13 protein-coding genes are annotated in these 12,359 nt (G+C 71.6%); 4 read left to right on the forward strand and 9 right to left on the reverse strand.

The window, feature by feature from the left end; translation table 11 throughout:
* The first annotated feature begins 438 nt into the window (after positions 1-438).
* The gene (locus AGRA3207_RS04150) at positions 439-1,374 is read left to right on the forward strand and encodes a patatin-like phospholipase family protein (protein ID WP_273699999.1); all 936 of its coding nucleotides are present in this window, start codon (positions 439-441) and stop codon (positions 1,372-1,374) included.
* A gap of 155 nt (positions 1,375-1,529) precedes the next feature.
* Here the strand turns inward: AGRA3207_RS04150 and AGRA3207_RS04155 are convergent, their stop codons facing one another.
* The 7 genes from AGRA3207_RS04155 to AGRA3207_RS40075 all read right to left on the reverse strand — a co-directional run bounded on the left by AGRA3207_RS04155 (position 1,530) and on the right by AGRA3207_RS40075 (position 7,684).
* The gene (locus AGRA3207_RS04155; protein WP_231333219.1) at positions 1,530-2,417 is read right to left on the reverse strand and encodes a maleylpyruvate isomerase N-terminal domain-containing protein; all 888 of its coding nucleotides are present in this window, start codon (positions 2,415-2,417) and stop codon (positions 1,530-1,532) included.
* Between the two features lie 303 nt (positions 2,418-2,720).
* A complete protein-coding gene (locus AGRA3207_RS04160) occupies positions 2,721-3,203 on the reverse strand; it encodes a metallophosphoesterase family protein (RefSeq protein WP_231333220.1) in 483 nt (160 codons plus the stop codon).
* A gap of 52 nt (positions 3,204-3,255) precedes the next feature.
* A complete protein-coding gene (locus tag AGRA3207_RS04165; RefSeq protein ID WP_231333221.1) occupies positions 3,256-4,173 on the reverse strand; it encodes an NAD-dependent epimerase/dehydratase family protein in 918 nt (305 codons plus the stop codon).
* A gap of 388 nt (positions 4,174-4,561) precedes the next feature.
* The gene (locus AGRA3207_RS04170; protein WP_231333222.1) at positions 4,562-4,951 is read right to left on the reverse strand and encodes a rhodanese-like domain-containing protein; all 390 of its coding nucleotides are present in this window, start codon (positions 4,949-4,951) and stop codon (positions 4,562-4,564) included.
* A gap of 53 nt (positions 4,952-5,004) precedes the next feature.
* Complete coding sequence (locus AGRA3207_RS04175; protein ID WP_231333223.1) at positions 5,005-5,880, reverse strand: Gfo/Idh/MocA family protein; 876 nt, start codon at positions 5,878-5,880, stop codon at positions 5,005-5,007.
* Between the two features lie 206 nt (positions 5,881-6,086).
* Positions 6,087-7,004, reverse strand: coding sequence for a hypothetical protein (locus AGRA3207_RS04180; protein WP_231333224.1), 918 nt, complete (start codon positions 7,002-7,004; stop codon positions 6,087-6,089).
* 347 nt (positions 7,005-7,351) lie between these two features.
* A complete protein-coding gene (locus tag AGRA3207_RS40075) occupies positions 7,352-7,684 on the reverse strand; it encodes a hypothetical protein (protein WP_338028256.1) in 333 nt (110 codons plus the stop codon).
* Between the two features lie 130 nt (positions 7,685-7,814).
* Between AGRA3207_RS40075 and AGRA3207_RS04190 the strand changes: the two genes are divergently transcribed.
* Positions 7,815-8,996 carry a PucR family transcriptional regulator gene (locus AGRA3207_RS04190; protein WP_231333226.1) on the forward strand — a complete coding sequence of 394 codons (1,182 nt, stop codon included), beginning with the start codon at positions 7,815-7,817 and terminating at the stop codon, positions 8,994-8,996.
* A 218-nt stretch (positions 8,997-9,214) separates the two neighbouring features.
* Here the strand turns inward: AGRA3207_RS04190 and AGRA3207_RS04195 are convergent, their stop codons facing one another.
* Positions 9,215-10,045 carry an LLM class F420-dependent oxidoreductase gene (locus AGRA3207_RS04195; protein WP_231333227.1) on the reverse strand — a complete coding sequence of 277 codons (831 nt, stop codon included), beginning with the start codon at positions 10,043-10,045 and terminating at the stop codon, positions 9,215-9,217.
* A 325-nt stretch (positions 10,046-10,370) separates the two neighbouring features.
* Entirely contained in the window at positions 10,371-11,159 is a 789-nt protein-coding gene (locus AGRA3207_RS04200; protein WP_231333228.1) for a calcium-binding protein, read from the reverse strand.
* Positions 11,160-11,442: 283 nt separating this feature from the next.
* Between AGRA3207_RS04200 and AGRA3207_RS04205 the strand changes: the two genes are divergently transcribed.
* Together AGRA3207_RS04205 and AGRA3207_RS04210 are read left to right on the forward strand one after the other, a co-directional pair.
* Positions 11,443-11,880: a cupin domain-containing protein gene (locus tag AGRA3207_RS04205; RefSeq protein ID WP_231333229.1), complete on the forward strand. Its 438-nt coding sequence runs from the start codon at positions 11,443-11,445 to the stop codon at positions 11,878-11,880.
* 98 nt (positions 11,881-11,978) lie between these two features.
* The gene (locus AGRA3207_RS04210) at positions 11,979-12,353 is read left to right on the forward strand and encodes a nuclear transport factor 2 family protein (protein ID WP_231333230.1); all 375 of its coding nucleotides are present in this window, start codon (positions 11,979-11,981) and stop codon (positions 12,351-12,353) included.
* The last annotated feature ends 6 nt before the right edge of the window (positions 12,354-12,359 follow it).

Here is a 12,359-nt window from a genome sequence, read left to right on the forward strand (position 1 = left end):
CTCCGGGGCGACTCTTTTACTTTATCGGATCCGTCCGGCTTGTCAATTTCCGGTCTTTTCCGATAACGCCTTCCAGTTCCGCTTGCGCGGCCCCTTCAGGAGGTGACGCTATTTCACCAGACCCGGCGCGATTCTCAAAATCGAGCCGTTCCGGCCCACCACCGGACAGCAGACACGACGAAGCCGCGTCGGCTGATTCGTTAGTGGGTCCCCCGATCGGCCGGCCACCTCGCAGGCGTCCTGCATCCGTATGGGGACGAGGGGTTAACTTACGTGCTCCGAGCGACCGCGTCAAATCGAGTCCCCGCGGCGTTGCGGCCCGTCCCATCCCCGACGCGGCGGCGACGTCACGGCGTGGTCGGGTTATCCACAAGATGAGGCCGCGGGTATGCGGCTGAAGTCGGGGTCCTACTCTCGGAGAGTCAGAGGAGGGGTCGGATGAGCGGGACAGGACGTGCCCTGGTTCTCGGGGGCGGAGGCGTGGCGGGCATCGCCTGGCTGACCGGGGTCCTTGCCGGTCTCGCGACGGCGGGTGCCGATGTGACCGATGCCGATGCGCTTATCGGTACGTCGGCCGGGTCGACGGTGGCGGCGCAGTTGGGCAGTGGCATGGGGCTGAGGGAGTTGCTTGCCCGCCAAGTGGATCCGGGCTTGCAGAACCGGGAAGTGACGCCGTCGGGAAGCGTGACGGTGGCGGAGTTCGCCGAGATCTGGGCGCGGCTCTCGGCCGAGATCGACGATCCGGCCGAGATGCGCAGGGCGCTCGGAGCACGGGCACTGGCTGCGGTGACGATCCCGGAGCCGGAGCGGCGGGCGGTGATCGAGGGGCGGCTTCCCGTGCACGAGTGGCCGTCGCGGAGGTTGCTGGTCACGGCGGTGAACGCGCTCACAGGTGAACGGCGGGTGTTCGACCGCGACTCGAAGGTCGATCTTGTGGATGCGGTGGCCGCGAGTTCCGCGGTCCCGATGATCTGGCCGCCGGTGACGATCCAGGGCGTCCGGTACGTGGACGGCGGGGTCTGGTCGGTGAACAACGTCGGGCTGGCGGCGGGGTATGAACGGGTCCTGCTCGTCGCGCCGATGGAGGATCCGGGCCTGGACGTGGACATCGCCGCAGTGGAGGAGCGCGGCGGGCGCGTTGAGGTGATCAATCCTGATGAAGCGTCCGCCGCGGCGTTCGGCGATGACCCGCTGGATCCGGCGACACGTACTCCGGCGGCCGGTGCCGGGCTCGCACAGGGTGAGGCCATCGCCGCAAGAGTGGCGGAATTCTGGGTTGAGGACTGGCGCCAGCCGCCCACGGTCGTCGCGCAGGAGCTCTCCCGACCTGGCGGCGAACAACACGCGCAGCGCGGCGAGGCGTCACCGGGCTGATCGTAAGGCGGTCAGGCTGGTGGCCCCAGCCCGGCCAGAGGAGCTGCTGACACGTGCTGGGGGGTGCTGTTCGCGCACACCTGCTCGCCCTGACGGGGTTGAAATTGCGAAGCGTAAGGAAGAGCTTTTGTATCGAGCCGAGGAGTGGGGACAGGTCAGGACGGTAGGCGCATCTTGCGCATGAAGGGCAGCAGGAGCCATGGGCGTCGTCCCCAGACGGCCACCTGTCCAGTGAGGATTGCCCGTGTCCTGCTCATGCGGCCGAACAGCACGAGGTTGAGGGTGACCGGTTCGAAGAACACCTTCACGTCGATGTCCCAGCGTGGTTCGCCGATGGTCACGCGTCCGTCTTGCAGCACCATCGCCGCCGGTGCCGTGTGGCGGGAGTGGAATTCGACGGCGATGCGTCCCGGGCGCTCGGGGCCGTGCCGGTCGAGGAGGCGCCCGTGGCCGTGTCTGGTGACTCCGAGCAGGAACAACTCGAAGAACAGGGCCGCGTCCGCGGGGGCGACTTCCCAGCGCGCGCCGGTCGCGCGGGCGATGTCGCGGCCGTGGATCTGGAGTTCGTTCGCGAGGTTGGCCAGCAGGCCCGCCACCGGGACGCGGGAGTCGCCGAGCCAGTGGACCGGATCGTCCGGTCCGAGGTCGTCGCAGGCCCGCAGAATGGCGGCGATGTCGTCGCGCAACCGTGCCGCGAGGGTGCGGGGCCCGCGTTCGGTGATGTGGGCCATCGCCGCCTCGTTGAGGTGGGCGAGGGTGTCGACGGTCGTGGCGGGGATGATCTCTTCGAGGGCCGGGACGCCGGTGAGGCCGCCCGGCCGCGCCGAGCCGATGACGCCCGCCGGGTCGCTGGGGCCGTTCAACATGCGGGCGTAGGAGCCTGAGAGGGTGACGAGGTGCGCGGCGGTGTCGGTCACCGTCCAGTCGGCGGTGGCCATGGCCTCGGACGGGACGGTGAGCAGCAGTTCGGCGAACCGGTCGCCGGTGGTCTCGACGCAATGCCGGACCGCGGACCATTTCGCCGCCGTGACGGCCGGGAGCACGTCGGCCCCTTTCGGAGATGAACGGAAGGACCGGGCGTGTCCGGTATATCACTCAGCGAGTGCCGTGCGCCCATCCTGCCGAATGCGGGCAAGGCGTCCGGGACATTGCGGACAGCGTGCTTCTCTCGGAGGGCATCGGCGTCCGAGGATCCGTGGTCGCAGGTCGGGGTCCGGCCGGCCTTTTCCGGGGCCTGGAATCGTCGGCGACATTGTTGGTTCCCAAGATGGCGCCGCATCGGCGGGTGTCGCGGTTTCTGTCGGCTCCGCCTCGGCCGGGGATCGCGTCCGGAGGTGGGGCTTGTTTCAGGTGACGGGGACGATCCGGGCGCGGGTCAGTCTGCCGTCGTGGATGTCGAGGAGCCCGAGGGTGCCGTGCGGCTGGCGGCGCCGGTCGGTGGGCGATCCCGGGTTGAAGATGCGGACGCCGTCGCCGGTCTCGTCGAGCGGGATGTGGGAGTGGCCGAAGACGACGAGGTCGGCGTGCGGGAACCAGCGCCGCATCCGCGCGGTCCGGCCGCGTGCCTGCCCGCTGTCGTGGACCATCGCGACCGCGAGGCCGTCGAGGTCGAGTTCCAGGCGCTCGGGGGCGCCCCAGTCCGCCACGTCGGGCCCGTCGTTGTTGCCGAGAACGGCGTGGACGGGCGCGTAGGCCGCCAGCTCGTCCAGGACGGACGCGACGCACACGTCGCCCGCGTGCAGGATCACGTCCGCGTCCCGCAGATGCCCGGCCACCTCCGGCGGGCATGACTTCCAGCGCCGGGGCGCGTGCGTGTCGGATATCGCCACCGCCCTCACCCGGCCCATTCTCGCCCACGGCCGACGCCGGCGGGACGGCGGGTCAGGTGGCGCGTCCGGCGACCGCGAGGCCGTCGTGCCAGGACGCGTGCCGGGGGCGCCAGTCGAGGGCGTTGCGGGCGCGGGCGTTGCCGGCGCCGCGCAGCCCGTTCATGAACGCCATGCCCCATCCGCCGACGGCGAGCCGCGCGAGCGCCGCGGGAACGCGCCGGGGCGGGGGCGCGCCGAGTGCCCGCGCGAACGCGGGCAGGAACTCCGCCATGGTGACGGGCGTGTCGTCCACGATGTTGAGGGGGCCGCGCTCCTCTTTGTCCAGGGCCGCGACGATCGCGGTGGCGGCGTCGTCGGCGTGCGTGAACGACAGCACCGACGAGCCCTCGCCTGCGAGAGGTGCCTTCCTTGCGCGGACCTGGGCGGTGAACAATCCGTCCGGCGCGTACGCCGAACCGGGCCCGTACAGGTGGCCGAACCGCAGCACCAGGCCATCGGCGTCCGCGGTCATCCGTTCGAGTTCCAGAAGCGCCGCCAGGACGGGCGCGAACTGCCTGGGGGTGCGGTCGGTCCACAGCGGGGCGTCCTCGTCGGCGAGGCCCTCCCCCGGCGCGTAGGCGTAGGCGAGGCCCTGAGCGATGATCCGCGAGGCACCGGCGGCCCGCGCCGCGTCGTACAGGTTGCGGGTGCCCTCGGTGCACAGGCGGTTGGTGAACGTGAAGTCCCGGGCCAGGCGCCGCGGGCAGGGTGACGCGGGGACGGCGGTGAGCAGGTTCACCACAGCATCGGGTGCGGCATCGGCCACGGCGCGGGCGAGGGCGGCCCGGTCGAGCGCGTCCGCGACGACGATTCCGGGGGCGGCCCTGCGCGGCGACCCCGCCAGCCCGATGACCTCGTGTCCCACCGCGTGCAGCAGCGGCACGAGGCGGCCGCCGATCACCCCGGTGGCCCCGGCGACGAGAACGCGCATGACGACTCCCCACATCCGCCCCGGTCCGTCCGGCCGGGTGGGAACGGTTTCGGCGTCAGGACGGTCCCGCGCGGCGGGATGTGACATCGGCGGTCGGGGGCACCGGCTCGGGGCCTGTGGAGCGGCTTGGGTGATTTTGCGACGCCACACTCCGGACACACGTGGGAAACAACTGTAAGCAGTGAGTCATTTCCCCGTGCTGACCTGCGGAGTTAGGCTCGAACCCCTCGCGGTGATCCGCAGGTCCGGCCATACGCCCCCGGCCGGGCCCCGGCGGCGACCCTGTACCGCGGGGGTGAGGGGGACGGCCGGGCCCCGAGGAGGAAGACCACCCCCTTGCACCGGCCGAGGGGTCCGGCCGTCCTCCCCTCTCCGGTGTGCCGGGACGCTACGACCCGGGGCCGGTCGCCGGGAGCCCGGCGGCGCGCCACGCCTGGAAGCCGCCGACGATGTCGGTCGCGCGGGTCAGGCCGAGGTCGTGCAGGGACGCGGCGGCGAGGCTGGAGGTGTAGCCCTCCGAGCAGAACACGATGACGCGCAGGTCGTAGCCGGTGGCCTGCGGGAGCCGCGCGTCGGAGGCGGGGTCCAGCCGCCATTCCAGGACGTTGCGCTCGACGATCAGCGCGCCGGGCACCTCGCCCTCGGCGGCCCGCTGCGCGGCGGGGCGGATGTCGACCAGGAGCGCGCCGTCCAGCGATTCGGCGTGGGCGCGGCCGGGGGCGATGCGCTCCAGCCGGGCCCGGGCGTCGTCGAGGATGTCGTCGATGGTGCGGGGCATGCGGCCCAGCATGGCACCGGATTCCCTACCGATGCAATCTGGAATATCGCGGGTCAGCGGCCCAGCTGGGCGGCGGCCGAGGCGATGACCTCCTGGATCCGCAGGCCGTGCGCGGCGTCCAGGGGGTGCCCGCCGCCGTCCCGGACGGTGGCGGCGAACTCGCCGATCATCGTCGGGAACGCGTCGCCGCCGAGCGCGGCCCAGTCGAGGACGGCGTGGCCGCTCCGCCCGTAGACCTCGACCCGGGCGGGCGGCAGGTCACCGGCCCCGGCCATCGACACCGACGCCTGGCTCACCGCGCCGCCGTGGTGCTCCAGCAGCAGCCCCACCCAGCCGAGGGGGTCGCCGTGCGCGCGGACCCCGGCGACGCGTCCGAGGGAGGCGTCGAGGAGGTCGACGATGTGCGGCCCGAGGTCCAGCAGGGCGCCGTGCTCCAGGCGCCACGGCGTGGCGAACGGCCCGCCCGCGAGGGTGGAGGAGACGAACAGGCCGTGGCCGCCGAACGGCTCCAGCTCCCGGGCCCGCTCCAGGAACGCCCGCGCCGCGCGGGAGTAGCGCAGCGTCAGCGACATCTGCGACGCGACGCCCGTCTCCGCGATCACCCCGGCGAGGCGGCGCGCCCCGTCCAGGTCCATCGCCAGCGGCTTCTCCAGCAGGACGGCCTTGCCGGCGCGGGCGGCCCGCGCCGCCAGCACCGCCTGGGCGTCAGGCGGGACGGAGAACGCGACCGCCTCGCAGACGTCGAACAGCTCCTCGATCCGCTCGAACGAGGGCACGCCGTGCCGTCCGGCCAGGTCGGCGGACGCCTCGGGACGCCGCGCCCAGACGCCCGCCAGCCGGGTGACCGGCCCCGCCGCCAGCGCGGGGGCGTGCGCCTTGCGCGCCCACGGGCCCGCCCCGACCAGTCCGACCGCCACCGGTTCGCTCATGCGGCCGACCCTAGACGAGGCCGGTCACGGCGGCACGGACGTCCCGGCGCGTCCCGCTAGGTGTCACCCAAGGGAGCGGAAGAACGCCCGGACGTCGGAGACGCGCAGGCCGGGCTCCTCCAGCGCCGCGAGATGGCCGCCGCGGTCGAACTCCGTCCAGTGGACGAGCTTCTCGGGGTCCGCGGACGGTCACCGGGCGGCGGAGGCTACGCCGGGCGGGCCGGGTTCCGGTCGTCCTGCAGGAGGGTGCCCGCGGGGACCTGATAGGGCGCCAGGGTGTCCAGGATGTCGCGGGTGGTCTGAATCTTGTCCTCGTTGATCGTGAAATGCCCCGCGTCGGTGACGGCGTCCTCGCGGTCGTTCCCGGGAATGACGACGCCGACGATCCCGCTCTTGTCGGTGACGAGCGCGCGGTCGTCGGTCAGGCATTTCTTGTGCAGCGGCGGGACCTCTTCCAGAATGACGACGTAAAGGTCGATCCCCACGTCCATCTGCTCCCGCAGGACGTCCTTCATGGCGTCGTCCAGTTCGGCCTCCGGCAGCACCAGGATCCGGCGCAGCTTGAGGCCGTTCGCGGTGATCGCGGACCGCTCGGTGACGAGGTAGCCGGTGTCGCGCCCGGTCCACCAGTAATCGTTGCCGGTCGCGCTGAGCGCCGTCATCTCCGTCAGCTCCGGCAGTATCCCTGGGTTGAACTCCTGGCGGCGCCCCAGCGACGACTGGCCGCTCGCCAGATCCCGCATCTCCTCGGTGAAGGCCCGCTGTCGCGCCTCGCGCAGCTTCAGCAGGATCGCGCTGTTGCGCCGCTCGATGAGCGTCCACTGCTCGGCGATCTCGCGGACGAAGGCGTGGCAGCCGGGCGGGGCGTCGGCCAGCGACTTGGTGATGGCCAGCCCGGCGGAGATCTCGCTCAGCCGGCCCTCGTCGTGGTGGATGCTCTCCTCGCGGCGGAAGAAGGCGTCGATGACGAGGGTCAGGTTGACGCTGCCCAGCGTGACGAGCAGCGCCAGCCGGGTGTCGGTCTCCCCGGCGATGGCGGTCAGGCCGCCGAGGGCGACCGACAGCAGGCCGCCCACGACGAGCCGTCCCCGCTGCCACGGCACCGTGGGCTTCCGTTTCGCCACGACATCGGCTCCTCGCCGCTCACGCGCCCCTATCGGCCGCCCGCCGACACATCCGGCCGCGGCCCGTTCCGGCGCCCGCGCCAGCCTCCCAGCACCGGGACCCGGCGTCTGTGCTTCATGCCACATTAGGCCACAGATATCCGGCCAAAGACCCGGACGATCGTGACGCCGTTCGCAATAGCGGGCGTCTCCGAGCGATCGAGGAATGCCCCGCCACCGCTTATGGGAATTGCGCCGCGGCCCCTCGGGCAAGGGTCGGAAGAAGAGGTCAAGCCCGCGTTCCCCGGCGGGCCAACGGCGACGTCCGTGCAGGGGGCCGCAGGGGGCCGCCGCTGGCCGGCGGTGGCCTACTCACCCGCGCCCTCTACCTCGACGCCGACCAATTGGACGTGGCGCGGCTTCTCCGCAACCTCGCGGCCGGCGACCCGCACGGGCACGTGTTCGCGGTGACCGTGCCGGGCGGGAAACGGGCCGCGCACTATGCTCGGCGCCAGTTCCGAGCTGCTGGTCTCCCAGGTCGGGCGGGAGGTGGTGTCGCACCCGCTCGCGGGCTCCGCGGCGCGCACCCCGGACCCCATGAAGGACCGGCGGCGCGCGGCGGCGCTGCACCCGACGCCCGCCGCGTGCGGGACGCCGGTGGGCGCCGCGCGCAGCCGCGCCCACGGGCGGGGGTCCGTCATGCGTGCCGGCCCACTCTCACCACTGGCCGCCGGTAGGCCGCAACCGGCCACAGCCGGGTCCGTCCACGATCATCCGCGGCCGCCTCCCGCGCGAAGGACAGGTGACACCTGACTGGCGGGAGGGTCAGTGATGGGAGACCTCTTCGGCTCGCTGACGCGACGCGTGGACACCAACGCGCGCAGGGCCGTCGACGCGTATACGCGCGAGCTGCCCGAGTACCGGACGATGGCCGCAGGCGACCGCGAGTTCGCGGACCTGCTGGAATTCGCCGTGCTGCTGCGGCGCCGGACCGTGGAACTGGCGCGGGACGTCCAGCCCTTCACCGACGCCGACCTGGCGCTGATCGCCTCGGTCGGGCACGAGCGCGGGCGGGCGGGTGTCTCGCTGGGCTCGCACCGCCGCGTGCTGGGGCTGCACTCCACGCTCACGGTCCGGGAGATCCACGAGGCCGCGGGCGCCACCGAACTGGACGCCCTCATGCAGATACTCGGCTGGATCGGCCCGCAGGGCGTCGCGACCCAGGACGCCTACACACGCGGGTTCCTGGAAGGCCAGCGGCACACGCTGCCCTTCGCCGAGCGCGTCGAGCAGCTCGCCGGGGCGCTGCTCGCCGGTGAACCGGCCGGCCCGGAGCTCGCGCGCCGGCTCGGCATGCCCGTCCCCGCTGCCTACCTGCTGACCGTCGTGCGGATCGCCGACGAGGACGCCGTGCCCGCACCGTCCGTCCGGTCCGAGATCCTCGGCATCCTGCTCGACCTGGACCGGGTGCCCATGGGATGGCAGGGCCCGCTGGAGTTCGTGGTGCTGCCGCCGGCCGGCGGCTGCGACCCGGCCGAGGCGACCGCCGAGGACCGGCGGCGGGCCCTGACCCTGGCCGCCGCCTTCGCCGAGTCGGTGGGCCGCCGCTGCGCCGTCGGCGCCACCGTCTCCGACGCCCGCGGCCTGCCCGAGGCCCTTCCCCTGGCCCGGCGGATCTGCCGGGCCGCCCCGCTGGAGCCGGTCCCGCGGCGGGTCAGCACCATCGCCGACGTCTTCGTGGAGCTGGGCGCCGCCGGGCTGCCGGAGATCGACCGGTGGCTCCGGCGGATCGCCGACCTCCTCTTCCAGGGCCCCGACCTGGTGGTCACCCTCGACGCCTACTACCGCCACGACATGAACCGCCTGCTCACCGCGGCGCACCTGTACGTCCACCCGCGGACCCTCGACTACCGCCTGCGCCGGGCACGCGAGCTGACCGGCATCGACCCGACCACCACGCGGGGCGTGCGGACGCTCAGCGCCGCGGTCGCCCGCATCCTCGCCGCCGCGTGACCCGCGCCCGCGCGGTCCCCCGCGCCCGTGGTGTCAACCGCGCCCGTGAGGTCAGGGTCGGACGAGGACTTTCAGCGTCGTGCGGTCGTCCATGGCATGGAACCCGGCGGGCACGTCGTCGAGGGACACACCGACAGGTCGAACACCTCGTCCGGCGTGATCGTCCCGTCGAGCACCTCGCCCAGCAGCGCCGGGATGTACCGGGAGGGGCCGGGGGATCAGCGCAGCCCGTCCGCGAAGGCGGCGAGGCCGTCCAGGGCACGGAGCGAGTCGTCCTCGGGCGCGGTGGGGAGAAGGAGCGCGATCCGCTCGACGCCGGCACCGGCGAGCCCCTCCACCGCTCCGGCGTCGGCCTCCAGCCCGCAGAGCGTGATCGGGACGTCGGGGCGGCCCTGGTCGGCCAGCTGGGCGGAGACACGGCGGATCTCAGCCGGCGGGGTCGCGGCGCGGGGCAGCCATCCGTCGCCGTGCCGGGCGAGCCGTGCCAGCGCCGCCGGGCTCTCGCCGCCGATGTAGATCGGCGGATGCGGGCGCCGCGTCGGCTTCGGCCAGATGTGGATCGGGTCGAAGTCGACGTGGTCGCCGTGGAACTCGGCCTCCTCCTGCATCCACATCACCTTGATCGCCTCCAGCTGCTCGTTCAGCAGCGCACCCCGGACGCCGGGGTCGACGCCGTGGTTGCGCATCTCCTCGCGGTTCCAGCCCACGCCGACACCGAGGATCGCGCGGCCACCGGAGAGGACGTCCAGGGTCGCCACCTCCTTGGCGGTGTGGATCGTGTCCCGCTGCGGGAGGAGCGAGATGGCCGTGCCGAGCAGCAGCCTGGAGGTCGCCGTCGCGGCAGCGGTGAGCGCCAGAAACGGGGACAGTGTGCGGTAGTAGGGACGCGGCAGCTCGGCCCGGCCCTGCAAGAGGCTCTCGCGCTTGACCGGAATGTGCGAGTGCTCGGCGATGAACAGCGAGTCGAAGCCGCGTTCCTCGGCCGCGCGCGCCACGACGTCCGGCCGGATCCCCTCATCGGTCAAAAGCGTGTAGATACCGAACTTCATACGGTCACCGAATTCCTGTTGATCAACGTCTTCGATCGTACGTGAATGGTCACGCAACGGCAACGCGCAAACAGCGAAGGGCGACCGCGGACGTGGCATCCACGGACCGCCGATGGCGGCCGGTGCCGCGTCAGCGATGACGGTCACGGCGACCTTCAGGCAAGGACGCTGAGGTCGTCTGGCGGTGGCCTTTATGGCGGGCGACCACCAGACGACACCAGGACGCATCCTCGTTCTATCGATTCAAGCCGACACCTCAGCCTGAACACAGGAGCTGGTCACCGGACGCGTTCATCAGAAGAGGTCGTTTCGGGAGCCGGGATGTTCAGGAGAAGACTTCGCAGTTGACCGTGTAGAAGTTCCGCTCTTCGCCGCCCTTGCAGGTGTCGCGGCCCGGTCCACCGTCGATGATGTCGTGCCCGTCGCCGCCGTCGATGACGTCGTTGCCGTCGCCACCCCAGATGTTGTCGTTCCCGTCCTCGCCTTTCAGCGTGTCGTCGCCGTCGTTGCCGATCAGCGTGTCGGTCCCGGCGTTGCCGTTGAGGAAGTCGGAGTTGCTGCCGCCCAGCAGCGTGTCGGCCCCGGTCCCGCCGCGCGCGGCGAGCGTGCCCGTCGGCTGGGCCAGGAAGAAGCCGATCCAGTCGTTCTCCCCGTCCCCGCAGGCGACGACGTCCGAGCCGAAGGGGCCGTCGCTGATCTGGTCGAGGAAGATCCGGTCGTCACCGCTCTGGGCGGAGATGACGTCGCCGGTGACCGCCCAGAGGTTGTCGAAACCCGTGGAGCCGGTGACCCTGACGGTCATCGACTGGCCGGTCCGCTCGTCGACGCACGACGCGGCCTCGGCGGCGGACGGCACCGCCGAGGCGACCGGGGTGAGGGCCGCGCCGAGCAGGGTCAGCGTCCCGAGGATCGTTCGGAGCTGCATTCGCCCGTTCTCCTTTCGGCGCCGGTCGATCGCCGGCGCCACCCCCAATTCGCGCCATCGCACCCCTGGAAAACAAGTGTGATGACCGATGAAGGACAAATATAGTTGATCACTGCCGAATGATTTGTGAACTGTCACAAACAGGGAGATCACAGCCAGCACTTTTTCACCGTTGATGACGATGATCACCACACGTCCATCAGCCCGTCCATTGGACATTGTTGGACAGTGACCACGACCGCCGGAAGCGACTTAGGGTCAGAACAAAAACGGCCTGCCAAAGGTCGTCCAGAATCCATCCGACTACCACGACCATCGAAAACCGGGCCGATTCATCACGGAATGCGATTCGGCGATCACCTGTCCGGCGGCCGCCCATTCCACCCGCCTTCCTGCCTGACGGCGCCCGGACCGGGAGCGCACACCGCGAGCCGAGCGCCACCGTGCGTTCCGCATCGGTCACAATGGACTGATGATGGCGATTGCGAGAGGGACCGCGGCGTCCGCTTTCGGCGGCGTGATGCTCATGACGGCCTGGCAGGGCGTGGCCTTGGCGACACCGCCGTCGGGCGTGACCGGGACGATCCTCGCGCAGTGGACGGCGGGCGGCACCGACCACATCGTCCGCAGGCTGGTGATCGCCCCGGGCGGCGGCACCGGCTGGCACTATCACGACGGACCCGTTCGCGCGCTGATCGAGCGGGGCACCCTCACCCACAACGCCGCCGACTGTTCCGTGGACGGGGTCTACGAACCGGGCGAGGTGATCGTCGAATCCGCGGGTGCCGGGCACACGCATATCGGACGCAACCTGGGCTCCGTCCCACTCGTCTTGACCGCGCTCTACACGCTCCCCCACGGAAGCCCGCTCGCCGAAGACGCCCCGAACCCCGGTTGCGACTTCGAATGAAGCCCACAACACATCACCAGGCAAGCCAAGAAATCAGGCGGCCGGAGGTGAAAGAGCGGTGGTGGAGGCAGGCGCGCGTCGCCGACTATGATCGGAGAGTGACGCACGACGCCCCCCACGTCCAGGCCATTGACGCCTTCATCGCGGCCACCAATGCCCACGACCCCGCCGAGCGGGCGACGCTGCTGAACAGCGCGCTCACCGCCGACGTCGTCTTCTGGGGCCCGCTGGGACGAAGCGTCGGCCGCCAGGCCGTCGAGGACTTCATCACCGAGGTCGTCCAGGGGCACCCGGCCGCCCCGTGCCGCATGGTCCGCACGACCCGCGTCGACGCACCGGAGGAATGGGCGCGCTTCGGCTGGCGCTACGAGGCCGGGGACGGCCATGCGCTGCTGTCGGGCACGGACATGGTCCACGTCTCGGCGGCAGGCGAGATCGACCAGATCGTGGTCTTCGCCGGCGCCCTGGAGTAACGGTCT

The sequence above is a fragment of the Actinomadura graeca genome (assembly GCF_019175365.1).
GTDB classification, from domain to species: domain Bacteria; phylum Actinomycetota; class Actinomycetes; order Streptosporangiales; family Streptosporangiaceae; genus Spirillospora; species Spirillospora graeca.

What these genes read in the sequence shown, in the direction of transcription:
- AGRA3207_RS04190 (WP_231333226.1), top strand. Translation starts at nt 7,815, where the DNA reads ATGGGAGACCTCTTCGGCTCGCTGACGCGACGCGTGGACACCAACGCG.
- AGRA3207_RS04205 (WP_231333229.1), top strand. Translation starts at nt 11,443, where the DNA reads ATGATGGCGATTGCGAGAGGGACCGCGGCGTCCGCTTTCGGCGGCGTG.
- AGRA3207_RS04150 (WP_273699999.1), top strand. Translation starts at nt 439, where the DNA reads ATGAGCGGGACAGGACGTGCCCTGGTTCTCGGGGGCGGAGGCGTGGCG.
- AGRA3207_RS04175 (WP_231333223.1), bottom strand. Translation starts at nt 5,880, where the DNA reads ATGAGCGAACCGGTGGCGGTCGGACTGGTCGGGGCGGGCCCGTGGGCG.
- AGRA3207_RS04195 (WP_231333227.1), bottom strand. Translation starts at nt 10,045, where the DNA reads ATGAAGTTCGGTATCTACACGCTTTTGACCGATGAGGGGATCCGGCCG.
- AGRA3207_RS04170 (WP_231333222.1), bottom strand. Translation starts at nt 4,951, where the DNA reads ATGCCCCGCACCATCGACGACATCCTCGACGACGCCCGGGCCCGGCTG.
- AGRA3207_RS04165 (WP_231333221.1), bottom strand. Translation starts at nt 4,173, where the DNA reads ATGCGCGTTCTCGTCGCCGGGGCCACCGGGGTGATCGGCGGCCGCCTC.
- AGRA3207_RS40075 (WP_338028256.1), bottom strand. Translation starts at nt 7,684, where the DNA reads ATGACGGACCCCCGCCCGTGGGCGCGGCTGCGCGCGGCGCCCACCGGC.